Source organism: Paeniglutamicibacter sulfureus (genome assembly GCF_030512175.1).
GTDB classification, from domain to species: Bacteria; Actinomycetota; Actinomycetes; order Actinomycetales; family Micrococcaceae; genus Paeniglutamicibacter; species Paeniglutamicibacter sulfureus.
Genome location: NZ_JAULBL010000001.1, coordinates 509,412 through 531,144 on the forward strand (window position 1 = coordinate 509,412; position 21,733 = coordinate 531,144).

A 21,733-nucleotide genomic window follows, 5' to 3' on the forward strand; every position below is an offset into this window, starting at 1 on the left:
GCGGAAACAGCGTTGGAAAGAGGCATCTGCCCCCCTGAGCAAGGCGGTGCAGGTGTCTTTTTCATATCGCAACCGATTTCCCGGTCGATAGGATGTCGGCGTCAGTCACGGGGAACACACTGTCATCATTCACCGCCTATCTGGGGGAGCACTCCATGGAATCCGCGCGCATTTTCGAGTCAATCGTGATCATTTTCAACCCGAACAGCACGGGGAATGCCCCCAAATTGGCCGAAGAGTTGAGGGACCGGTTGGCAGACCGGCTCCCTTACCGAGCGGACATCAGCCTGCAGCCCACCGAACATGCAGGCCATGCCGTCGAGCTGGCCCGGGAAGCCGCCGCCAACCACGCCAACGTGCTGGTCGTCTCCGTCAGCGGGGACGGGGGCTACAACGAAGTCGTCAACGGGGTCATGCAGAGCGGCAACCGGGAGGCCGTTTGTGCTGTCATGGCCGCCGGCAACGCCAACGACCACCGCTCCAGCATCGGCACCAAGCCCCTCGATGAGGCCATTGCCGAAGGCCATGTGCGGAGGATCGACCTGCTGAACATCGCCACGGGAGAGGGAGGTGACCTTACCGGGGAGTACGCGCACTCCTACATCGGCTTCGGACTCACTCCGGTGGTGGCCATCGACCTGGAAAAGGGCAGCAAGGGAGCGCTGAAGGAAATGGTCTCCGTGGTGCGCACGTTCTCGAAGTTTACGCCCTTTGAAATGCAGCATTCGAACGGCCAGCACCTGAAGCTGGACAGCTTGGTCTTCGCGAACATCCCCGAAATGGCCAAGTACGCCACGCTCAGCGAGGCCGATGACCAGCCCCGCGACGGGAAGTTCGAGGTCATCATTCTGCCCCACCAACCCAAGTGGCGTGTCCTGCTGACCGCCGCACGCGCCGCAACGAAAGGGCTGGGAGACCAGCCGAGCACCGACCATTACGAGTTCACCACGCTCAAGCCGATACCGTACCAAATCGACGGTGAAGTCAGGAGTGCCGCAGCCAATACCGTGGTCCGCGTGACCAGCGTGCCGCGCGCCCTGCCGATCGTCGGCTAGCGGCCCTGCCGGTGCCCAACCGCCGGCTGCGTCGCACGCAGGTGGCTCTGCGCCTTGCGGGTGGGTTCGGAGTAGGTTGCCCCGGCGACCAAGAACCCGGCCGTTCGTGGTTCCCTATGCTGAGTGCCTTGACGATCCACCGCATGGACCATGTCGGAGTTGTGGTCGGGGATCTCGCGGCCGCCGTCGCGTTCTTCGTCGAATTGGCTTGGAACTGGAGGGCGAGGCAGCAGTCAAGGTCGATGGTGTGGACCAGCTCATCGGGCTTCACGTCGTGCGGGCCGACATTGCATTTGCACGGACCCCCCGACGTCCGCAACCGGGTAGAGCTGTCGACGATCCACTCGCCCGTGTCCACAGCCCCTGCACCGAGGGCACCCTTTCGAACACTCCGGGCATCGAAATCATGAGCATCACCGGCATGCCTGACACGGGTCCCACATAACGGATCATCCTGAAACAGGATCGCCTGCACTCCCCCATCTGGGGAAGTGCAGGCGATCTTTCGTTGACGTTTAGCGGCTGGCGACGAAGGCCTGCACGCAGGCCTCGATGTCCTCGGCCGAGTGCGCGGCCGAGAGCTGGACGCGGATGCGCGCCGCCCCCTTGGGCACCACCGGGAAGCTGAAGGCAGTCACGAAGACACCGTGCTCCAGCATCTTCCCGGCAACCTCTGCTGCCTTCACGGCATCGCCAAACATCACCGGGATAATGGCGTGCTCGCCCTCGAGCAGCTCGAAGCCCTCCTCGGTCATCCGTCGGCGGAAGAGCGCGGCGTTCTCAAAGAGCTTCTCGCGCAGCTCGCCCGAGCCCTCCACCAGTTCCAGAGCCTTCAGCGTCGCGGCGACGATGGCTGGGGCCAGCGAGTTGGAGAACAGGTAGGGACGTGCCTTCTGCCGCAGCATCGCCACGATCTCCCCGCGGCCCGAGACGTATCCGCCCGAGGCGCCGCCCAGGGCCTTGCCAAAGGTGCCGGTGTAGATGTCCACGCGGTCCGAGACACCCGCGTGCTCGGGGGTGCCGGCGCCGGTGGCACCCATGAAGCCCACCGCGTGGGAGTCATCGACCATGACCAGCGCGCCGTACTTGTCGGCCAGGTCGCAGATCGCTGCCAGCGGTGCCAGGTATCCGTCCATGGAGAAGACGCCGTCGGTGACGATGATGGTCCGCCGGGCACCCTTTCCGTCGTTCAGCGCCGCGGCTGCCTGCAGCTGGGTTTCCAGGTCCGCCATGTCCTGGTTCGCGTAGCGGAAGCGCGCGGCCTTGGACAGGCGGATGCCGTCGATGATCGAGGCGTGGTTCAGCGCATCGGAGATGATGGCGTCTTCCTTGCCGAACAGCGATTCGAAGACGCCCCCGTTGGCGTCGAAGCAGCTGCCGAACAAGATGGTGTCCTCGGTGCCCAGGAACTTGGAGACCTCGGCCTCCAGTTCCAGGTGCAGGTCCTGGGTGCCGCAGATGAAGCGGACCGAGGCCATGCCGAAGCCGCGGGTGTCCATGGCGTCCTTGGCTGCCTGGATGATGCGCTCGTCGTCGGCCAGGCCCAGGTAGTTGTTGGCGCAGAAATTCACGACCTTCCTGGCCTCGGCGCCGAGTTCGCCGGCCGAGATGCGGGCGGACTGGGCGGAGTCGATGTGGCGTTCGGACTTGAACAGGCCGTCGGTGCGCAGCTGCGCCAGTTCGGCGGCGAGCTCGTCTTTCATGGTGGTGTACATGTGCTTCTCCTGGAAGTCGCGTCGGAAGGTGGAAGAGGCTTGGGGAAGTTTAGAAGACGGTCCAGTCCAGGACGACCTTGCCGCCGTGGCCGGAGCGGGCGGCGTCGAAGCCCTTTTCCCATTGCGTGGCCGGCAGGTAGTCGGTGACCACGGAGGAGATGCGCTCGCGCAAAACCGGGTTGGAGGTGAGCATGGCGCTCATGGCGTACCAGGTCTCGAACATCTCCCGGCCGTAGATGCCCTTGAGCGTGAGCATGTGGGTGACGACCTTGCCCCAGTCGATGTCGATGGAGCTCGAGGGCAGGCCCAGCATCGAGATGTGCCCGCCGTGGTTCATGTTCTCGATCATTTCCGGCAGGGCCGTGGGGTGTCCGGACATTTCCATGCCGAAGTCGAAGCCCTCGAGCATCCCCAGCTCGCGCTGGGCGTCCTTGATGCGGGTCTTGGACACGTCGATCGCCAGGTCCACGCCCATGCCGCGGGCCAGTTCCAGGCGCTCGGGCGACACGTCGGTGATGGCGATCTTGCGGGCCCCTGCGTGGCGGGCGACGGCGACGGCCATCAGCCCGATCGGCCCGGCGCCGGTGATCAGCACGTCCTCTCCGACCAGCGGGAAGGACAGTGCCGTGTGCACGGCGTTGCCGAAAGGGTCGAAGATCGCCCCGAGTTCAGGGGTGATCGAGGGATCCCGGTGCACCCAGACGTTGGCTTCGGGAATGACGACGTACTCGGCGAAGGCGCCGTCGCGCTGCACGCCCACCGAGACGGTGTTGATGCACATCTGGCGTCGGCCCGCCCGGCAGTTGCGGCACATTCCGCAGACCACGTGGCCCTCGCCGGAGACCCGGTCCCCGACCTGCACGTTGTGGACGTCGGACCCGACCTCCACGACCTCGCCGTAGAACTCGTGGCCCGGGATCATCGGCGCCTTGATCATGGCCTTTGCTGCGTCGTCGTAGGCCTGGATGTGCAGGTCGGTGCCGCAGATGCCGGCTGTCATCACGCGGATCTTCACGTCGTGGAAGCCGGCGACGGGTTCGGGGCGCTCAACGAGCTCGAATCCGGCGTGGGGTCCGGACTTGTACAGTGCCTTCATCGATGTTTCCTCACTTGCGCCGATCCAAGCGCGTTCTTGGACGATTCGACTCCAGTCTGGCATCTTGCGCCATCGGTGGATACCTTAGAAGATACGCAGGTTTCTCAATCAACGATTTAGGATTGTCTACATGGAAGTCCACCAGTTGCAGATCCTGCGCGAACTCGGCGACCTTGGCTCGGTCAAGGCCGTGGCGAGCGCCCTCTATGTCACCCCCTCTGCCGTGTCCCAGCAGCTGGCCCTGCTGCAGCGCAACATCCACGTGCCGCTGACCCGCAAGGAAGGCCGGAACCTGGTGCTCACCGAGGCCGGCGAGGTGCTGGCAGCCGCCGGGGCCTCGGTGGTCTCCTCGTTGGCGGCCGCGCGGGCCGCCATCGGCGAATTCCAGGAAAGCCCTGCCGCGCCGGTGACGGTCGCCGGGTTCCACTCCGTGGGACAGGCGCTCTTCGGCCCGCTGCTGGCCAAGCTCGAGGCCCCCGGCGCCCCGGTGCCGCAGTTCTTCGACGAGGATGTCGCACAGCAGGACTTCCCGGCGCTGACCGCCCGCTACGACCTGGTGCTGGCCCACCGGATGGACTACACCCCGCCCTGGCCCGCGGACCGGGTGGTTGTCTCCGCACTCGCACACGAACCGCTGGACATCGCCCTTCCCTCCCACCACCGGCTCGCGGCCCGTGCGACCCTGCTCCCTGCGGATCTCGTCGGCGAGCGCTGGGTTGTCAGTCGCGAAGGCTACTCCCCCGCCGACGTGCTCAAGGCCATCAGCGCTGTCTCCGGGGACGCACCGCGGGTCATCCACCGCATCAACGACTACGCCACCGTCGCGGCGCTGGTGGCCTGCGGGGACGTGCTGGGCATCATCCCGCGATATACCGCCGGATCCGCGCTGGGCACCTCCGTGGTGCTCCGTCCCCTGGAGGGCATCGCCAACCGGCGGCGCATCGACCTGCTGGCGCGGCCCGAATCCATGCACCGGCGCAGCGTGCAACTGGTGGCCGCCGCCATGGGCCAGGCCATGGCCGAGCTCAGCCTCGACTGACCATCCGGGCTCCAGTGCACCACGAAGCCACGCCACGGGGACCACAAACCCCTGGATATCGGGCAGGCAGGGGTTCACGGGTCCAGCAAGTGTTCTAGGCCGTGGGTGCCAACGGCATGCAACGGGTCACCGGACGGCAGCCCGGCCATCAGCACCGCGTAGTTCACTGCCCAGGCCCGGGCGCGAGCCCATGTGCCGGGAGAATACAGGCCGTGGCCGGCCAGCCGCTCCCGGAATTCCTCCAGTCCCGAGGGTGTGAAGTGCAACCACGCAACAGCCAGGTCGCAGGCCGGGTCACCCGCCGTCAGGTCGCCGAAGTCGATCACCGCGCTGAGCCTGGCCGGCTCGTGCCCGGTGCCGGCAGCCGATTCCCCGGCACCCGCCGTGTCGTGGACGAGCATGTTGTGCGGGTGCGGATCCCCGTGCAGCCACAGGCGCGGGCCGACGTGTTCCAGTTCGGCAAGACCCTGCTCCCACATGGCCAGCAGGGCCCCGCGCATGGGTTTGCCCACGGCCTCTAGGCGCGACCGCACCGCGTCGTCCCGATCCCGCAGCGGCACCCCGCGCACCAGGTTCCGCGGGGCATCGGCCGGGGCAGGCACATGCAATGCCCTGAAGAACGCAGCCAGCGCCCCGGCATAGCCGTCGCGCGCCGCCGCCGGCACCGATGCCGCACTGCGTCCGGAAAACCAGGGCACGATCACCCAGTGGTACGGGTAGCCCTCCCCCGGCTTCCCGCGATGCACCGGCACCGAAACGGGCAGCGGCAGCCGGGGTGCCAGGAACGGCAGCCAGCGCATCTCGTTCAGCAGCAACCCATGGGCAGCCGCCCGGCGAGGCAGACGCACGGCAAGGTCAGGCCCCAGCCGGTAGATGGCATTGTCCCAGCCGTCATCGGCGAAACCCGGCTCCAGGTGGGCCAGCTCCGGGAATTGCGCGCGCACCAAGGTACCGACCATCTCCGGATCGACGCCTACGTCCGCCGCGGGCCGAGGCGTGGAGCCGGTGGGGCTCATGCGTCCTCGTTCATCGCCGCAATCTGGATCAGGTTCCCGCAGGTGTCATCGAACACCGCCGTGGTGACGGGCCCCATGGCGGTCGGTGGTTGGGTGAATTCCACGCCCAGGCCCACCAGCCGTTCGTATTCCGCCTGCACATCGGCGACCGCGAAGGAGGTGAACGGGATCCCGTCGGCCACCAGCGCGTCCCGGAACGGTTTCACGGCCGGGTGGTTGGCCGGCTCTAGCACCAGCTCCACCCCGTCGGGTTCCTCGGGCGAGACGACCGTCAGCCAGGAGAACTCCCCCATCGGCACGTCGTTCTTTTTCACGAATCCCAGCTTCTTCGTGTAGAACTCCAGCGCCTTGGCCTGGTCGCTGACCAGCACGCTGGCAAGGTTGATTCTCATGATGCATTTCCTTTCGACGACGAAGAGCCGGCGCGCGGTGCGCCCGTACCCGTGGTTGGTGTGGTGGTGAGGGTGCCGGATTCCGTGCCGGGGGCCGGCGCGGCAGGTTTCCGCTCGGGCTGCGCCTTCTCCGGGCGGGCCGTCTCTGTTCCGGCGGGCGGCCAGCGCTCGGCGATCCGGCGCAACGGCGAGGTGTCAACGTAATGGAATTTATACCGGCCCGACCGTTCACTGTGGACCAGCCCCGCTGCCTCGAGCACCTGCAGGTGTTGCGAAATCGCCTGTCTGCTGGGATTGATGCGGTGACGGGAGGCCAAACGGTTGCAGATTTCAAAGAGCGTCTGGCCGGTGCGATCCACCAGCTCGTCCAGGATCGCTGCCCTGGTCGGGTCCGCCAGCGCCTTCAGCAGCTCTTCCACATTCACCATTAAGGCAAGTCACTGCTTGCATGTCAAGGGACGGCAGCTGCTCCGGGCAGTGGCCGGCGTCGTGGCTGCGGGAGCCCGGGGTCATGGACAGCGGGGCGTGAATTCCCGCGTTCCCGAACCCCTTGTCCCGGTGGCAGCGGGGGGAGGAGAATATCCCGTTAGGGGATCGGTTGGGGCCGGTCGATATTGGGGGAAGCGTCATGGCTAAGCTGACGGGCATGTTCAGGACAATTTGCGGTGCGGCTTGTGGGATCCTTGCTGCAGCAATCGTGGCTTCCGGAGCCGGCGCCGCTCCGCCGACGGCCCACCAGGCATCCGCGGTGACGATCGCGCAGCCAGCTGCCGCGCTGCCCGCCGTCCCGGGCCCCGTGAAGGTGGCGACGGCGAAGCTGCCCGCGCTGCTGACTACCCAGGCCAACCTGAATCTTCGCGCGGGCAGCAGCACCCGGACGCGGATTATCATCACCATCCCGAAGGGGACGAGCGTCAAGGTCCAGGCCCGTGCCTCCAACGGCTGGCACAAGGTCACCTACAAGTCGCGCACCGGCTGGGCCAGCGGCCAATATCTTGCCGCCGGGAAACCCGTCAAATCCGGACCCAAGCTTCCTTCCATTCCGCTCGCCCACCAGAACCGCGGGCCCAACAAGACCTCGCGCGTGGTCTTGACCTACGACGACTGCCCACGCACCTTGTCCTCGTTCAAGTCCGTGATCAACTACGCGGGCAAGTCGAACATCGGCCTGGTGCTGGCACCCACGGGCGATTGCCTCGTCTCCTTCAAGCGCCGCTACGGCGTGGATCTTGCTGCCCTGGCCCGTTCCAAGGGGCAATGGGTCATCAACCACTCGGCAAACCACGTCGACCTGCGCAGGCTCAGCTGCACGCAGGGTGCCCGCGAGCTCCGCGGCACCGGCGTCCGCACCAACTACGGCCGGCCTCCCTACGGTGCGATCAATTCGAACGTGCGATGTGCCTATGCCCGGGCGGACATGAAGATCTGGACGTGGACCCACGACACCCTGGACTGGATGGTGCGCTCAAAGCAGACCACCGTCGCCCGGGCCGGGGCGGCACGGCGCGGCGACACCGTGCTGATGCACATGCAATGGGAAGGATTCACCCCGGATTCAATTCGGCAGATCCGCAACCGCCTTTCCGACCGCGGCATCGGCCTTTGCCGTGCCTATCACGGCAAGGACGGCCGGGGCGCCGTGGCCAAGACTCCTGTGTATCTCCCGTCCTCGTTGCCCTGTTGAATATTCGGGGTTCCTGGATTGGCCGCATATCCCCCGATTCTGGTGTTTCCGTCCCTCCTGCAACAGTTATCCACATGCCCGCGTATCGACCCGCGCAGCGGCATTCAGCGGCGCATGCTTGAACCATGACCACCGCAGCGGCCATCGCCCTGCTCGCGGGAGACCGCGAGGATCCGAGGTACCCAGCGACCCCGGACGATGAGCTGCGCGCCTACACCGCCCTGGCTCTGGCCCTCGAGGAACTGGCCCCGCGCATCGCCAAGCACACCAGCTCGCCCGCGGACGCTGCCTACTTCGTACAGGTGGTCGAACGAACCCACCGCAGCACCGGCTTCGCCCAGCTCTCTGCCACCGATCTGGCCCAGCGCACCCTGGTCCGCGAGCTGCCCGAAGACACTTTGCTGGGGATCAACCGGTGCCTCGCGGACCCGCCCGCCTACATCGAGGGAACCATTGACCTGCCCGAAGCGCCCGCCACCCCGCCGAAGGGACGGCCCACCTTCAAGGACACCACCGAGTTCCTGCAGTCCACGTTCCGCATCGGCTTCGTCGAGGCCCGCGATCGCGTACGCGCCGCCGCCCGTCTCTTCCCGAGCACGGATGTCCACGGCATCGAGCAGCCGCCGCAATTCCCGTTGCTGGCCCAAGCACTCGCGGACGGCAAGGCCTCGCCCCACCAGCTTGCCGATGCTGCCAAGAAGCTTGAGCGGATGCAGCCGGAGATCAGGCAATACCCGAACTCCGACGAGCTGGCCGCCCGGTTGGAGGCCCAGGTCGCCGAATCCGTGCGGGAACAAGATCCCCGCACCACCAACAAGCTGTTCAACGCCATCCAGGTCGCGCTCGATCACGGCGTCAAGGAGCCCTCCGAGGAAGTGCTGCGCACCAAACTCGGCGCTTTCTACCGCGGCACCAACGCAGGGATCGCCGAGTTTCTGTTGCGCGTCCGGGCGGCAGACGCCGAGCTTCTGCTCGCGCTGTTCGCCCAGTTGGACAACCCGCGGACCAAGGCCGGGGATCGCGACGCACTTGCCCAGCAGGCCGCCGGCTCTTCCAACGTCACCGGCGGCTCTAACGGCACCAAAGTTTCCGGGGTTTCCGCCGAAACACCAGAAGCCGTCGTCATGGACGATGGGAACGGCACGCAAACCGGCACCGCCCCCTCGCTGCCGGACTTCCCCGACTTTCTGGTCGATCCCGCGACCGGCCTCCCGCTGACCGACCCCGCCGAAGCCAAAAAACTCACCCTGGATCCATTGCCGACGGAGGCCGACATCCTCGAATCCATGAACAACACCGCCTATGGCGCCGACGGCTTCACCCCGCCGCAACGACATCTCCAGGGACTGATGAACCTGATCAAGACCAAGGGCAGACCAACCAAGGGCACCAAGACCGCGGGGCTTCCCTCACCGGAACTCGTCATCATCACCACGCTGGCCGAACTTGAGGAAAAGGCGGAACAATCGGGACTCACGGCACACGGTCAACGGTTCACGCCGGCGGAGTTGCGGCAGCAGCTGTGCAACGCCGGAGCCATCCCCATCACCATGGGCGGGAAATCCCAGATCCTGGACCTCGGCCGCGAGCAAAGACTCTTCCCCGACTACATGCGCGTGGCGATCCTCGGCATCTACGGCGGCTGCATTTTCCCCGGTTGCACTGTGCCCCCGGAGCATTGCGAGATCGACCATGACGACGAATGGGCCAAGGGCGGAACAACCAAGATCAATGACGGGCGGCCATTCTGTTCCGGGCACCACCATGCCAAACACACCGGGCTGATCGACGTCGTTCGGGACACCGACGGGCTCTTTTCCGTCATCCTGCCCAAATTTATGGATCCCGGGCAAAAGCCCCGACGCAACACCTTCTGGCGGCAATTCAACAGCAACCCAACGTTGTTCTAGTTTCCCGGCTTGCCAAACACAGAAGCGCCCGGGCGGGCACTCCCCGCCTCGTGGTCGACAGGTGTGCGAAGCATGAACCAGTCCGGCCCCCCCCAACGAAGTCGAGCCCCGGTCCCCCACACGAAGCGGGGATCCGGGGCTCGATGCCGTATATCAGGGAACTAGCCCTCGATGCCCAGCTTTTCAAGCACGATCTCGCGCACGCGGCCGGCGTCGGCCTGTCCGCGGGTGGCCTTCATGACCGGACCCATGAGGGCGCCGATGGCCTGGAGCTTGCCGCCCTTGACCTTGGCAACGACATCCGGCATGGCTTCCATGGCGGCATCAACTGCAGCACCCAGTGCCGAATCGTCGTTCACCACGGCCAGCGAGCGCTTCTCGACGACCTCGGTCGGGGTACCCTCCCCGGCGACCACGAACTCGAGCACCTGGCGGGCGATCTTGTCGTTGATCTTCTTTCCCTCGATCAGAGAGTTCAGTTCGACGATGGTGGCCGGTTCGACGCCCAGATCCAGGATCTCGACATCGGCGTTCTTGGCCAGGCGGGCGATCTCGCCCATCCACCACTTGCGTGCCACCGCGGCGCTCGTGCCCGCGGCAATGGTTTCCTCGATCGCCTCGGTGACACCTGCGTTAACGACGTCGCGGAACTCGGCATCCGAGTAGCCCCAGTCGGCCTGCAGGCGCTTGCGGCGCTCGGCCGGCGGCTCGGGCAGGCGGGCGCGCAGCTCCTCGATCCACTCGGGAGTGGTGACGACCGGAACCAGGTCCGGCTCCGGGAAGTAGCGGTAGTCATCCGCGTCGGACTTCGGGCGGCCCGAAGTCGTCGTGCGGGTGTCCTCGTGCCAGTGGCGGGTTTCCTGCACGATGGCTGCACCGGAGTTCAGCACCGCTGCGTGGCGCTCGATCTCGAAGCGCACCGCGTGCTCCACGGCGCGCAACGAGTTCACGTTCTTGGTCTCGGTGCGGGTGCCGAACTTCTCGGCGCCCTTGGGCATCAGCGAGACGTTGGCGTCGCAACGCACGTTGCCGCGCTCCATCTTTGCGTCCGAGACATCCAGTGCCTTGACGATTTCGCGGATGGCAGCAACGTAGGCCTTGGCCAACTCGGGGGCGCGCTTGCCGGCGCCCTCGATGGTCTTGGTGACGATTTCGACCAGCGGCACGCCGGAGCGGTTGTAGTCGACCAGCGAGTAGTCGGCGCCCTGGATGCGGCCGGTGGCCCCGCCCATGTGAGTGAGCTTGCCGGCGTCCTCTTCCATGTGGGCGCGTTCGATTTCGACACGGAAGACCTCGCCGTCCTCAAGCTCGATGTCGATCCAGCCGTCGTAGGCGATCGGATCGTCGTACTGCGAGGTCTGGAAGTTCTTCGGGGTGTCCGGGTAAAAGTAGTTCTTCCGGGCGAATCCGCAGGTCTCGGCAATCTTGCAGTTCAGCGCCAGGCCGATCATGATCGCGTATTCCACCGCGGTCTTGTTGACCACCGGCAACACGCCGGGCAGGCCCAGGCAGACCGGGGTCACGTTGGTGTTGGGCGTATCGCCAAACACGTTCGGTGCCGAGGAGAACATCTTGGTCTTGGTGTTCAGCTCGACGTGGACCTCGAAGCCCAATACCGGGTCGTATTTTTCCAGTGCGACGTCGAAGTCGACCAGTTCATCGGTGTACGAAGCCATAGTTAGGCAACCCCTCCAGTGGTGGCGGCGGACAGCTCGGGGGCCTGGTCGATCAACCTGCCACCCCACTTGTCTTCCAGCAGTTTTTCAAGTGCCGCACCGGCACGGTACAGGCGGGCGTCTTCGCGGGCCGGGGCCAGGAACTGGATCCCGACCGGCAAGCCCTCGGACAGGCCACCGGGAACGGTGATGCCCGGGATCCCGGCCATGTTCGCCGGAATGGTGGCAACGTCGTTGAGGTACATCGCCAGCGGGTCGTCGGTCTTGGAGCCCAGCTCGAAGGCGACGGTCGGGGACGTCGGGGAGATCAGCACGTCGGCCTGCGCGAACGCGGCGTCGAAGTCTCGCTGGATCAGCGTGCGGACCTTCTGCGCCGAACCGTAGTAGGCGTCGTAGTACCCGGCGCTCAGCGCGTAGGTGCCCAGGATGATGCGGCGCTTGACCTCGTCGCCGAAGCCGGCTGCGCGGGTGGCACCCATGACGCGTTCGATGGTCAGCGGACCCTCCGTGGGAAGCACGCGGGTGCCAAAGCGCACGCCGTCGAACTTCGCCAGGTTGGAGGAGACCTCCGAGGGCATGATCAGGTAGTAGGCACCCAGCGCGTACTTGAAGTTGGGGCAGGAGACCTCGACGATTTCCGCACCGGCGGCACGCAGGGCCTCGAGCGATTCGTCGAAGCGTGCCTGGACGCCGGCTTCGTAGCCTTCGCCCTGCAGTTCCTTGATGACGCCGACGCGCACGCCGGCCATGTCGCCGGAGGCGCCGAGCTCGGCGGCCTCAACGAGGGCCGGAACCGGCTCGTTCAGCGAAGTGGAGTCGGCCGGGTCGTGCCCGCCGATCAACTCGTGCAGGTACGCGGAGTCAAGCACGGTCCGGGTGACCGGGCCGATCTGGTCCAACGAGGAGGCCATGGCGATGGCGCCGTAGCGCGAGACCCCGCCGTAGGTCGGCTTCACGCCGACGGTGCCGGTGACGGCGCCCGGCTGGCGGATCGAGCCGCCGGTGTCGGTGCCCAGTGCCAGCGGTGCCTCGAAGGCGGCAACCGCCGCGGCCGAGCCGCCGCCGGAACCGCCCGGGATGCGGTCCAGGTCCCACGGGTTGCGGGTCGGGCCGTAGGCGGAGTGCTCGGTGGAGGAACCCATCGCGAACTCGTCCAGGTTGGTCTTGCCCAGCATCGGCAGCTTTGCGGCACGGACCTTCTGGATCACCGTGGCGTCGTAGGGGCTCATCCAGCCCTCGAGCATCTTCGAGGCGGCAGTGGTGGGCTGGCCCTTGGTGACAATGAGGTCCTTGATGGCGATCGGCACGCCGGCGAACGGGTGCAGCGCCTGCGCGTCTGCTCCGCCGGCGGCGCGGATGGCGTCGACCTCGGCGGCAACGGCCAGTGCTTCTTCCGTGTTCACGTGCAGGAACGCGTTGATTCCGCGGTCCCCGCCGTCAACTTCGGCAATGCGGTCCAGGTGCGCCTGCACGGCCTGTACGGAGGTGACTTCGCCGGCGCGCAGCTTGGCGGCCAGCTCGGTGGCGGAAAGATGGATGATCTCGTTCATGAATTACTCTCCATCCAAAATGGCCGGCACCTTGAAGCGGGTGTCGACGGAGTCCGGGGCGTTCATCAGCGCTTCCTCGGCGGTGAGCGTCGTTCCCACGACGTCCTCGCGGAACACGTTCGACAAGGCAATGGGGTGCGTGGTGGCCGGGATATCGGCAGAGGCGGCCTCCGAGACCGACGCGATTGAATCGACAATGACACCGAGTTCGCCGGTCATTTTGTCCAGCTCGGCATCGCTCATCTCGATGTGGGCCAGCTGCGCCAAATGCGCAACGTCCTCACGGCTGATGGCAGACATGTATCTCCCTAGGTGGGCGGATGGGTTTCCCCCCTAGTCTAGTACGCCCGGCCACCGCCACCGGCTTCGAGTGGCCCGCCCGCAGGGCCGTGCCCGGCCTCGGCGCCCGACGAGCCCGCGCCACCGGCCACGGGGCGGCGGATCATGGTGATCGCGCCGTTTCCGGTACCCGCACCGGAACCACCGACGGCGGCGCGATCCACGCCGACCAGCGGCTCGAGACTGTGCGACTCATTCTGGTGCTGTGCCTGGACCTAACCGGCCAGCAACGCGCGACCCTGCGCCTGCCGCACAGGCTCCCCGGTCCCGTCGTAGATCCAGCGCTTGCCAAGCACCCCGTTCCGGCGGGGGTGCCCTTCTCATTTACACCAGCACTTCTCGGGGTTCTTGCTACAACTCATTGGAAAGCCCTGAGCCGGTACTTCTTGGGCATGGCGTAGCGACCCGGTCCGGCTGGTGCGGATCGGACCGGGGAAGGTCGCCACGGCTAGCGAAGATGCAACGATTTCACCGAAGCCTCGCAGGTCTCGGCCGGGCCGGGCGTCGGCGGGGCTGGCGGACCGGTCCCGAAGCGCTTGGCCATCAGGTTCACCGCCGTTTTGTTCTCCGCGGACCAGGCTTTGGGCATCATCGCCGCGGGGTGGCGCCCGTCAAGCAGCCAGATCTCCGGACTGCCGAATGATGCATTCGGTCATCATCTACCGCTTGTTTTGCGGGAGAGATGCATAACCCGGGCGGGAACAGCCCGCATGACAGCCGGAAGCCGACCTTCGCCTACGGCGGCCCGCCTCGGTGAGGCAGGCCGCCACGTTCCCCGACTGCGTGGACCGGATGTCCTGCGTCGGCTTACTCGGGCCAGGCCGATCCCTGGATGACCTCAACGAAGTCGCCACGCTTGAACCCCGGGACAAAGTGGGCCAGCACGTCGGCCTTCACGTTGCCGAAGGTCGTGTCGGGCCGGTCCTTGAGACCGTTGGTGAAGGCTGCCAAGATCTGGTTTTTGAAGTCGGGGCGCGGGTGTGCTTCTACGACTGCATTGCGCTGCTCGTCAGTGATGGCGTCGTAGCCGATGCCCAGCACGTCGAGCTCGACACCGCGGGTGACCAACGCGATCTCTGGTGCCATGTGCAGCGGGATTTCCGGGGTGGTGTGCAGGGCGATGCCCGACCACACCTTGTCGGCGGCCTCGCCGGTGATGCCGTAGTCCCCCAGGAAGCGGCGTGCCTCGTCGGCTGCGTCGATCTCGAAGCGCTGGTCCGTCCGGGCGAACTTGTCCGTGAGTCCGAGGTCGTGGAACATCGCCCCGATGTACAGCAGCTCGGGATCGTAGTCGAGCCCTTGTTCCAGGCCGCGCAGCGCTCCGAAGACAAACACTCGTCGGGAATGGTTGTACACGAGCTCGGTGGCCACCTCGCGCAAGAGCTCGGTGGCGTCGCTGGCCATCTTGCTGTCGGGGATCCGGATACCTGCGATGGTTTCGGTCATGAGTGCTTTCCGCCTTCTAAAACTCGTTTTGCCAATGGTGCTTCTTCCATCCTGCCCGAGCGGGCTATGCTGGCGACATGTCTTTATTGCCTAGTTTCCCTCGATTTCGGACATGAGTCTTCGAATCGGCATGATGGTCTTCGACGGCATGACGATGCTTGATGCGAGCGGGCCAGCCGAAGTGTTCAATCTCGCCGACCCCGAACGGCAGCACTATGAGGTCGTATGCATCTCGCCCGCAGGAGGTCCGGTGGTTTCCTCCTCGGGGTTGGAGCTCTCGCGGACGATCCCTGCCGTCGATGCCGGAGTGTTGGACACTTTACTTGTTGTCGGAGGGGCATCCCTCCCGGACGGCGGGGTGCCCCCGGATCTCCTGGATGCCGTGGAGTCCCTGGCTCGCGGCGCGCGGCTCGTCGCCTCGGTGTGCACCGGGGCGTTCGTCCTGGCGGAGCTGGGATACCTCAATGACCGTCGGGCGACGACCCATTGGCGCCATGCACACACCCTGGCGGCACGGTATCCACGCATCACCGTCGAAGCGGACGTCATCCACATCCGGGACGGACGCTACCTAACCTCGGCGGGAATCAGTGCCGGCATCGACCTCGCGCTGGCCATGGTCGAAGAGGACCTCGGCGTCCAGACCGCCCGGGAGACTGCCCGCGAACTGGTGGTGTTCATGCACCGCCCCGGTGGCCAGGCGCAGTTCTCAACCGCACTGACCACCCCGCCGGTTCAGACCGGCAAGTTGCGGAGCATCATGGACTCGATCCTGGCCAATCCGGCTTACGAACACACCGTTGCCTCGATGGGAGCATCTGCAGGGGTGAGCGTACGCCACCTGAACCGGATGTTCCAAGCCGAAGCCGGCACGACGCCGGCACGCTGGCTCGAACGGGTGCGCGTCGATGCGGCCCGGTCGCTCATCCTTGATGGCCATCCCATCACCCTCGTGGCACAGCTGAGCGGATTCGGCAGCGACGAGACGCTGCGACGTGCGTTTGCCCGACAACTCGACACTACCCCCACCAGCTTCCGGGACCGCTTTGCCACAACTAGGAAGGCCCGGGCAGTCACCGGCGATCCCTCCACCCATGACAGCTCGTCAGCACGGCCCGGACCTGGCGCGAAACCTTGACGAGACTCTTCCCACCGGGCGGTCTTGGGTTCCACCCAGGCATCCGGCGGACCGCTATGCGCCCGTTGCCAGGTCGGCTGATATCGGGCCGTGGCCGTGGTGGGCCGAATCGAAACGACACAGTACCTTCGCGCCGGATTGGCACTTTCCGTGGGAGCACCGGGTCTCGAAAAACGAAGCTTCCTGGCGCACTTTAGAGAAACCAACGTACTTCCCCCAGGCTTCAGACACCTGCCTTCGAAAACAGCAAAAAACCCCGCCGAAAAGCTTCGACGAGGCTCTCTGCAGTAAAAACCAAAAGCGCTTTTAGAGTGTAAGCGTGTAGACGACCAGCACGATCTCGGTGTTCGGGACGTACCAGTCGCGTTCGGAGGCATGCACGAAGCCTTCGGCCTCGTAGAGCGCGCGGGCCGCAGCCCAGTGGCCGCCGGTGGTCAGCGAGACGGTGTGCACGTCCTCGATCTCGCGGGCACGGGCGATGACGGCGCCCAGCAGGGCGCGCCCGGCACCCGAACGCTGCACGGCAGGATCCACCACCAGCATGCGGAATTCCAGCTCGCCGTCGAGGGCGATGTCCGCGTACTCGGTGCCCTCGCGCACCAGAGTGACTGACCCGATGACGACGCCGTCGCGTTCGGCGACGAGGATCTCGGAGACGGCATGGCGCGCGGCAACCTGCTGCACGAACTGCAGGTACTCGTGGTCAGGGGTCTCAAAGTGCCCGGCGTGCAGGTAGGAGTCCACGGTGATCCGCGCAATGTGGGGGTAGTCGGATTCGGTGGCCGGCCGTATCAACAGGGTGCTGGAAGGTGCGAGCGTTGCTGTAGTCATTGCCTCCAAGTGTGGCATCCCCGGGGCCCGGGGCTTCAGGGCGCAGAACATATGTAGCCAACCTCACTCCCCCGCCGGCCCACACGGCCACGTCGGCGGCCCGGCGCTTGGACCCTGGCCGCTCGCTGTGGCCGGCAGCATGCCGCCGGGCAAATGCAACCGCAATCGGTTTAGGGGTCGGACAAGGGATCGGACTACGCTGTCCCTTATGCCGTGGCACCGCCGCGGCAGCAACCGTTGGCCACCTTGGGGCCTTCCAACGGTCCACGCCCGGGACCCGCCGTGGTTTCACCGGCCGCCCCCGGGCGTTGCCCCGCGACACCAGCAGGGCCTTCCTGCACCAGCGCAAAGGAACACACATGGAAGTACTGATCGCCGCCACCGCCGAGGAAGCCGCCACGTTCGCCGCCGAGGCGGTGCTCGACGGACTGCGAAGCCGCAGAAGCGGGGACAACGTCCTGGGCGTTGCCACCGGTTCCACCCCGCTGGGTCTCTACGCGGAGCTGGCCAAGGCCGTCGAGCGCGGCGAGGCCGACTTCAGCACGACCACCGCCTTCGCGCTGGATGAATACGTCGGTCTGGAGGGCACCCACGAGCAGTCCTACCGCCAGACCCTGGTCACCGAGCTGTGCAACGTGGTCGGCCTGCCGGAATCCAGGCTCAACACCCCCGACGGGTACGGCGATTCCGAGGCGCAGATCCGCGCACAGGCAGCAGCCTATGATGCTGCCATCATCGAGGCGGGCGTCGACGTGCAGATCCTGGGCATCGGCACCAACGGCCACATCGGCTTCAACGAACCGGGCTCTTCGCTGCGCAGCCGCACGCGCATCAAGCGCCTGTCAACGCAGACCCGCGTGGACAACGCCCGCTTCTTCGAGGGCCCGGACGCGGTCCCCACCCACTCCGTGACCCAGGGCCTGGGCACCATACTTGAGGCCCGCCGCATGGTGCTGGTCGCCACCGGCAGCAAGAAGGCGGCCGCGATTGCCGCCGCCCTCGAGGGTCCGCTGTCCGCCGCCTGCCCCGGCTCGGTCCTGCAGTTGCATCCGGACGCGGTGGTGGTGCTCGACGAGGCCGCCGCCGCCGGGCTCAAGAACCGCAGCTACTACGACGATTCGGCCGCCGGGCTGCAATTCGGCATCTAGCCCGAAGCGGTTTCGTCCCCCCTTTCCTCGCCCGGGGCCGACGACAAAGCCCGCCGCCGCCGTGGTCCCCTCCCCACGGCCGCGGCGGGCTTTTGCATCACTGCCGCTACTTCGCCGCGGGCGCTCCGGATGCCGGTTGATCGGCCGCAGGCACCTCACCCAAGGATGATTCGGCGGGCAACGCGTCGAAGTCCAGGTATCCGGCTGCCTGCCACCCCGGATTGGTCCGTGGGCGCAGCACCGGCAGCCCGGCCTCGGCGGCAATCAGGGCGCCTGCCGCCCAGTCGAATTCCTGGGTGCCGTACTCCGCGTAGGCATCGAGCGTGCCGTCGGCCACCAGGCACAAATCCAGCGCGGCCGATCCGATGCGGCGGACATTGGCGAAGCCCGGCATCAGCCCCAGCAGCGCTCCGACCTGGAACTGCCGACGGTCAGCGTCGTAGCCGAAGCCCGTGGCCAGCAGCCGGCCTGCCTCCTCCTTGTCGCCGCCCTGCAAGCGCTGCGCCCGGGTGGCGCTGCCCCCGCGTCGGGCATCGGACCCTGTCGCCAGCACCGAGTCGATGAGCCATGCCCCGTCCCCGGCGGCTGCGTAATACTCGACGCCCAGCGCCGGTGCGTTGATGGAGGCTGCAAGCCAGCCGTGGGTTCCCGCATCCATGGCGGCGCCATCGGCGGCCAGCGTGTTGCCCTCGGGCGTCGCGGTGGACGAGGGTGCGGAGGCGGCGGAGGCGGCGGCCTCGTCGAGCGGCCCGAACACCGCCACCGAGGTGCAGTAGTAGACGATGCCGCGCACGAAGTTGGCGGTGCCGTCCAGCGGGTCGATCGACCAGCGATAGCCGGAGGGCTCCGCCGGGACGGTGCGCCCGTACTCCTCGCCGGTGATCGCGTCGTTGGGGCGCGCTGCGGCAATCACGTCGCGCACCGCTATTTCGGCACGGCGGTCAAAGTCGGTGACCCAGTCCCCCGCGGCGCTCTTGGTGTCTGCAGCCACCTTGCCGCGGCCCCGTTCGGCCAACACCGCGGCGCCGGCCGCCGCAGCCTCGCGCGCCACGGCCAACAGCTCGCGGCTCAACGCCGCGGCCCTGTCCACGGGCGATTCGGCGGCACCCTGTGCCGATTGCAGGTGCTTCGGGTTCATGCTCATGTGCTGCTCCTTGGTGGCTGGGGGGGGGACCGTGCTTGATGGCCGTGGAACCGGTTGTTGCCGTCCGGGCGGCAAGGTTCCTTGCCGTGGTGAATGTCGGGACGCGCAGAGGAGCCGGGCGCCGGCTCCCCACGCGCCTAGGCCTCGGGGTTGGGGCGCCCCTGAACCGCGTCGGGCCCGCCGTCGAGCAGCAGCTTGAAGCCCTCCTCGTCGAGCACCTGGATACCCAGCGCGAGCGCCTTGTCCAGCTTGGACCCGGCGGCCTCCCCGGCCACCACGTAGGCGGTGTTCTTGGAGACCGACCCGGCGGCCTTGCCGCCGCGGATGATGATCGCTTCCTTGGCCGCGTCGCGGCTGTAGGTCGGCAACGAGCCGGTGACCACGATGCTCATCCCCTCCAGGTGCTTCACGATGGATGCGTCCTGCTCGTCCTCCATCAAGACCCCCGCCGCCTTCCAGGCCGCAATGATGTCCCGGTGCCAGTCCACGGAGAACCACTCGATCAGCGCGTCGGCGATGATCGCGCCGACCCCGTCGACCTCGGCCAGGGCCTCGCGGGCGCCCTCGGCCTCAAGCGCCTCGATGATCCTGTCCATCGACCCGTACCGGGTTGCCAGCGAGCGCGAGGCGGTGGGGCCCACGTGCCGGATGGACAGCCCGACCAGCACCCGCCACAGCGGCCTGGTCTTGGCCTTTTCCAGCTCGTCGAACAGCTTTTCGGTGGTCCGGGTTGGGCCCGAGGGCTTCTTGGCGGTGGCCTTGGAGTAGAAGTACGGAACCAGCTGGAATTTTCCGGTGCCCGCGCCCTTGGAGCGGACCTCCCGCCACACCTGCACGTCGGCCAGGGTCTCGCGCAGCGCGGGATCCGGGTTGCCGGCGGCCAGATCGAAGATCGCCGCCTCGTTGCGCAGCGGTCCCGGGCCGGCCGGGACGATGACCCCGCCGTTCTGTTCCGGGTCCTCGCCGGGTCCGATGGTCAGCGCCTGCGCGGCCTCGTAGCCCAGCGCCTCGATGTCAAAGGCGCCGCGCCCACCCAGGTGGGCGACGCGCTCGGTGAGCTGCACCGGGCAGGACTCGGCGTTGGGGCAGCGGATGTCCACGTCCCCCTCCTTGGCCGGGGCCAGCGCCGTCCCGCAGGACGGGCAGTGCGTGGGCATCGTGAACTCGCGCAGCTCGTCCTCGCGGCCCTCGCGCAGGGCCAGCACCGGGCCGACGACCTCCGGGATCACGTCACCGGCCTTGCGCAGGATCACGGTGTCCCCGATCAGCACGCCCTTGGCCTTGACCACGTCCTGGTTGTGCAGGGTGGCGAAACTGACCGTGGAACCGGCGACGAGCACCGGTTCCATCACCGCGTACGGGGTCACCCGGCCGGTGCGGCCCACCTGCACCCGGATGTCCAAAAGCCTGGTGTTGACCTCCTCCGGCGGGTATTTGTACGCCACCGCCCAGCGCGGGACCCGGGAGGTGAAACCGAGGTTGCGCTGGATCTCGAAGGCGTCGGTCTTCACCACGATCCCGTCGATCTCGTGGAGCAGGTCGTGGCGGTGTTCGCCGTTCTGGGCGATGAACCCCAGGACCTCCTCAAGGGTGTCGACCACGCGCGAGTACGGGGAAACCGGCAGGCCCCAGGAAGCCATGAGCGCGTAGGTCTCGGACTGGGTGGCGGCGGCCAGCCCGGTCCGCACCCCCAGGCCGTGCACGAACATCTGCAGCGGACGCTTCGCGGTCTCCGCAGGGTCCTTCTGCCGGATGGATCCGGCCGCGGCGTTGCGCGGGTTGGCCAGCGGTGCCTTGCCCGCTTCAATGAGCGCCGCGTTGTAGGCGGCGAAGTCGGCCGAGGGGATGAAGATCTCCCCGCGCACCTCGACCTCCTCCGGCCAGTTCTCCCCTTCCAGCTGCGTGGGGATCGACTTGATGGTCAGCACGTTGTGCGTGACGTCCTCCCCGGTGGTGCCATCGCCGCGGGTGGCGGCGCGCACCAGCTTGCCGTTGCGGTAGAGCAGGTTCACCGCCAGACCGTCGATCTTGACCTCGCAGAGCCACTTGAGCTCGTGCGCGGAGGCGCGCAGTGCCGCATTCGCCCGGGTCTTTTCGCCCCAGGCGATGACTTCCTCCAGGGAGAAGACGTCCTCGAGGGAGTACATTCGCGAGAGGTGGACGACGGGGGCAAAGGCCGCGGAGACCTCGCCGCCGACCTCCTGGGTGGGCGAGTCGTTGGCGACGATCTCCGGGTGCTCCGCCTCCAGGCGCTGCAGCCGGGAGTAGAGCGCGTCGAACTCGGCGTCGGAGATCAGCGGGGCGTCCTCGTTGTAGTACGCAGCCCGGTGCTTGCGCACCTCGTCAACGAGCTGCTCGTATTCGGTGCGCAGCGACTCGCCGGGGACGACCGCCTCGGCCTCCAGGGCCTGCGCCATGGCCTCGGAGTCCTCGGGTGCGCGGGCGGCAACGGGCTGGCTGGTTTCTGGCTGCGGGGTCGGCTCTTGGGGCATCACCCCTCCATTTTGCCCCAGAACAGCCCCGAGTTGGTGTCCGGGCACGGTGCGCGTGTGGC

General features: G+C 66.9%; 18 protein-coding genes. 6 read left to right on the forward strand and 12 right to left on the reverse strand.

Features of this window, described 5'->3' with window-relative positions; genetic code table 11:
* The first annotated feature begins 155 nt into the window (after nucleotides 1-155).
* Nucleotides 156-1,055, forward strand: coding sequence for a diacylglycerol/lipid kinase family protein (locus Q2T94_RS02280; RefSeq protein WP_302262724.1), 900 nt, complete (start codon nucleotides 156-158; stop codon nucleotides 1,053-1,055).
* Nucleotides 1,056-1,570: 515 nt separating this feature from the next.
* On the opposite strand, the gene Q2T94_RS02285 is transcribed toward Q2T94_RS02280, so the two are convergent.
* Both Q2T94_RS02285 and tdh read right to left on the reverse strand, forming a co-directional pair.
* The gene (locus Q2T94_RS02285) at nucleotides 1,571-2,770 is read right to left on the reverse strand and encodes a glycine C-acetyltransferase (RefSeq protein ID WP_302262725.1); all 1,200 of its coding nucleotides are present in this window, start codon (nucleotides 2,768-2,770) and stop codon (nucleotides 1,571-1,573) included.
* 49 nt (nucleotides 2,771-2,819) lie between these two features.
* Nucleotides 2,820-3,866 (reverse strand): L-threonine 3-dehydrogenase, encoded by a 1,047-nt coding sequence (gene tdh, locus Q2T94_RS02290; RefSeq protein ID WP_302262726.1) that lies wholly within the window; start codon nucleotides 3,864-3,866, stop codon nucleotides 2,820-2,822.
* Nucleotides 3,867-3,996: 130 nt separating this feature from the next.
* On the opposite strand from tdh, the gene Q2T94_RS02295 reads away from it, so the two are divergent.
* Complete coding sequence (locus Q2T94_RS02295) at nucleotides 3,997-4,905, forward strand: LysR family transcriptional regulator (RefSeq protein WP_302262727.1); 909 nt, start codon at nucleotides 3,997-3,999, stop codon at nucleotides 4,903-4,905.
* A gap of 74 nt (nucleotides 4,906-4,979) precedes the next feature.
* Here Q2T94_RS02295 and Q2T94_RS02300 read toward each other — a convergent pair whose 3' ends face one another.
* The 3 genes from Q2T94_RS02300 to Q2T94_RS02310 are packed head-to-tail and all read right to left on the reverse strand — an operon-like array spanning nucleotide 4,980 to nucleotide 6,741.
* Nucleotides 4,980-5,921 carry an aminoglycoside phosphotransferase family protein gene (locus Q2T94_RS02300; RefSeq protein WP_302262728.1) on the reverse strand — a complete coding sequence of 314 codons (942 nt, stop codon included), beginning with the start codon at nucleotides 5,919-5,921 and terminating at the stop codon, nucleotides 4,980-4,982.
* A complete protein-coding gene (locus Q2T94_RS02305) occupies nucleotides 5,918-6,313 on the reverse strand; it encodes a VOC family protein (RefSeq protein ID WP_302262729.1) in 396 nt (131 codons plus the stop codon). Before Q2T94_RS02305 ends, Q2T94_RS02300 begins: the two co-directional genes overlap by 4 nt.
* Entirely contained in the window at nucleotides 6,310-6,741 is a 432-nt protein-coding gene (locus Q2T94_RS02310; protein ID WP_302262730.1) for an ArsR/SmtB family transcription factor, read from the reverse strand. Before Q2T94_RS02310 ends, Q2T94_RS02305 begins: the two co-directional genes overlap by 4 nt.
* A 200-nt stretch (nucleotides 6,742-6,941) precedes the next feature.
* Between Q2T94_RS02310 and Q2T94_RS02315 the strand changes: the two genes are divergently transcribed.
* Together Q2T94_RS02315 and Q2T94_RS02320 are read left to right on the forward strand one after the other, a co-directional pair.
* Entirely contained in the window at nucleotides 6,942-7,997 is a 1,056-nt protein-coding gene (locus Q2T94_RS02315) for an SH3 domain-containing protein (protein ID WP_302262731.1), read from the forward strand.
* A 125-nt stretch (nucleotides 7,998-8,122) separates the two neighbouring features.
* Nucleotides 8,123-9,907, forward strand: coding sequence for an HNH endonuclease signature motif containing protein (locus Q2T94_RS02320; protein ID WP_302262732.1), 1,785 nt, complete (start codon nucleotides 8,123-8,125; stop codon nucleotides 9,905-9,907).
* Nucleotides 9,908-10,068: 161 nt separating this feature from the next.
* Here Q2T94_RS02320 and gatB read toward each other — a convergent pair whose 3' ends face one another.
* The 4 genes from gatB to Q2T94_RS02340 all read right to left on the reverse strand — a co-directional run bounded on the left by gatB (nucleotide 10,069) and on the right by Q2T94_RS02340 (nucleotide 14,918).
* On the reverse strand, nucleotides 10,069-11,583 hold the full coding sequence (gene gatB / locus Q2T94_RS02325) for an Asp-tRNA(Asn)/Glu-tRNA(Gln) amidotransferase subunit GatB (protein ID WP_264268184.1): 1,515 nt from the start codon (nucleotides 11,581-11,583) through the stop codon (nucleotides 10,069-10,071).
* Between the two features lie 2 nt (nucleotides 11,584-11,585).
* Complete coding sequence (gene gatA / locus Q2T94_RS02330; RefSeq protein WP_302262733.1) at nucleotides 11,586-13,133, reverse strand: Asp-tRNA(Asn)/Glu-tRNA(Gln) amidotransferase subunit GatA; 1,548 nt, start codon at nucleotides 13,131-13,133, stop codon at nucleotides 11,586-11,588.
* A gap of 3 nt (nucleotides 13,134-13,136) precedes the next feature.
* Nucleotides 13,137-13,433: an Asp-tRNA(Asn)/Glu-tRNA(Gln) amidotransferase subunit GatC gene (gene gatC / locus Q2T94_RS02335; protein WP_217389748.1), complete on the reverse strand. Its 297-nt coding sequence runs from the start codon at nucleotides 13,431-13,433 to the stop codon at nucleotides 13,137-13,139.
* A gap of 846 nt (nucleotides 13,434-14,279) precedes the next feature.
* Nucleotides 14,280-14,918: an HD domain-containing protein gene (locus Q2T94_RS02340; RefSeq protein ID WP_302262734.1), complete on the reverse strand. Its 639-nt coding sequence runs from the start codon at nucleotides 14,916-14,918 to the stop codon at nucleotides 14,280-14,282.
* 112 nt (nucleotides 14,919-15,030) lie between these two features.
* Here Q2T94_RS02340 and Q2T94_RS02345 point away from each other — a divergent pair, with 112 nt between their 5' ends.
* Complete coding sequence (locus Q2T94_RS02345) at nucleotides 15,031-16,056, forward strand: GlxA family transcriptional regulator (RefSeq protein WP_302262736.1); 1,026 nt, start codon at nucleotides 15,031-15,033, stop codon at nucleotides 16,054-16,056.
* A 306-nt stretch (nucleotides 16,057-16,362) separates the two neighbouring features.
* Here the strand turns inward: Q2T94_RS02345 and Q2T94_RS02350 are convergent, their stop codons facing one another.
* Nucleotides 16,363-16,887 carry a GNAT family N-acetyltransferase gene (locus Q2T94_RS02350; protein WP_302262737.1) on the reverse strand — a complete coding sequence of 175 codons (525 nt, stop codon included), beginning with the start codon at nucleotides 16,885-16,887 and terminating at the stop codon, nucleotides 16,363-16,365.
* Between the two features lie 359 nt (nucleotides 16,888-17,246).
* Between Q2T94_RS02350 and Q2T94_RS02355 the strand changes: the two genes are divergently transcribed.
* Nucleotides 17,247-18,035: a glucosamine-6-phosphate deaminase gene (locus Q2T94_RS02355; protein ID WP_302262738.1), complete on the forward strand. Its 789-nt coding sequence runs from the start codon at nucleotides 17,247-17,249 to the stop codon at nucleotides 18,033-18,035.
* 106 nt (nucleotides 18,036-18,141) lie between these two features.
* Here Q2T94_RS02355 and Q2T94_RS02360 read toward each other — a convergent pair whose 3' ends face one another.
* Nucleotides 18,142-19,173 carry an inositol monophosphatase family protein gene (locus Q2T94_RS02360; RefSeq protein WP_436836818.1) on the reverse strand — a complete coding sequence of 344 codons (1,032 nt, stop codon included), beginning with the start codon at nucleotides 19,171-19,173 and terminating at the stop codon, nucleotides 18,142-18,144.
* 143 nt (nucleotides 19,174-19,316) lie between these two features.
* Nucleotides 19,317-21,671, reverse strand: coding sequence for an NAD-dependent DNA ligase LigA (gene ligA, locus Q2T94_RS02365; RefSeq protein WP_436836808.1), 2,355 nt, complete (start codon nucleotides 21,669-21,671; stop codon nucleotides 19,317-19,319).
* Between the last annotated feature and the right edge of the window lie 62 nt (nucleotides 21,672-21,733).

What these genes read in the sequence shown, in the direction of transcription:
- Q2T94_RS02280 (WP_302262724.1), top strand. Translation starts at nt 156, where the DNA reads ATGGAATCCGCGCGCATTTTCGAGTCAATCGTGATCATTTTCAACCCG.
- Q2T94_RS02285 (WP_302262725.1), bottom strand. Translation starts at nt 2,770, where the DNA reads ATGTACACCACCATGAAAGACGAGCTCGCCGCCGAACTGGCGCAGCTG.
- tdh (WP_302262726.1), bottom strand. Translation starts at nt 3,866, where the DNA reads ATGAAGGCACTGTACAAGTCCGGACCCCACGCCGGATTCGAGCTCGTT.
- Q2T94_RS02295 (WP_302262727.1), top strand. Translation starts at nt 3,997, where the DNA reads ATGGAAGTCCACCAGTTGCAGATCCTGCGCGAACTCGGCGACCTTGGC.
- Q2T94_RS02300 (WP_302262728.1), bottom strand. Translation starts at nt 5,921, where the DNA reads ATGAGCCCCACCGGCTCCACGCCTCGGCCCGCGGCGGACGTAGGCGTC.
- Q2T94_RS02305 (WP_302262729.1), bottom strand. Translation starts at nt 6,313, where the DNA reads ATGAGAATCAACCTTGCCAGCGTGCTGGTCAGCGACCAGGCCAAGGCG.
- Q2T94_RS02310 (WP_302262730.1), bottom strand. Translation starts at nt 6,741, where the DNA reads ATGGTGAATGTGGAAGAGCTGCTGAAGGCGCTGGCGGACCCGACCAGG.
- Q2T94_RS02315 (WP_302262731.1), top strand. Translation starts at nt 6,942, where the DNA reads ATGGCTAAGCTGACGGGCATGTTCAGGACAATTTGCGGTGCGGCTTGT.
- Q2T94_RS02320 (WP_302262732.1), top strand. Translation starts at nt 8,123, where the DNA reads ATGACCACCGCAGCGGCCATCGCCCTGCTCGCGGGAGACCGCGAGGAT.
- gatB (WP_264268184.1), bottom strand. Translation starts at nt 11,583, where the DNA reads ATGGCTTCGTACACCGATGAACTGGTCGACTTCGACGTCGCACTGGAA.
- gatA (WP_302262733.1), bottom strand. Translation starts at nt 13,133, where the DNA reads ATGAACGAGATCATCCATCTTTCCGCCACCGAGCTGGCCGCCAAGCTG.
- gatC (WP_217389748.1), bottom strand. Translation starts at nt 13,433, where the DNA reads ATGTCTGCCATCAGCCGTGAGGACGTTGCGCATTTGGCGCAGCTGGCC.
- Q2T94_RS02340 (WP_302262734.1), bottom strand. Translation starts at nt 14,918, where the DNA reads ATGACCGAAACCATCGCAGGTATCCGGATCCCCGACAGCAAGATGGCC.
- Q2T94_RS02345 (WP_302262736.1), top strand. Translation starts at nt 15,031, where the DNA reads ATGAGTCTTCGAATCGGCATGATGGTCTTCGACGGCATGACGATGCTT.
- Q2T94_RS02350 (WP_302262737.1), bottom strand. Translation starts at nt 16,887, where the DNA reads ATGACTACAGCAACGCTCGCACCTTCCAGCACCCTGTTGATACGGCCG.
- Q2T94_RS02355 (WP_302262738.1), top strand. Translation starts at nt 17,247, where the DNA reads ATGGAAGTACTGATCGCCGCCACCGCCGAGGAAGCCGCCACGTTCGCC.
- Q2T94_RS02360 (WP_436836818.1), bottom strand. Translation starts at nt 19,173, where the DNA reads ATGAACCCGAAGCACCTGCAATCGGCACAGGGTGCCGCCGAATCGCCC.
- ligA (WP_436836808.1), bottom strand. Translation starts at nt 21,671, where the DNA reads ATGCCCCAAGAGCCGACCCCGCAGCCAGAAACCAGCCAGCCCGTTGCC.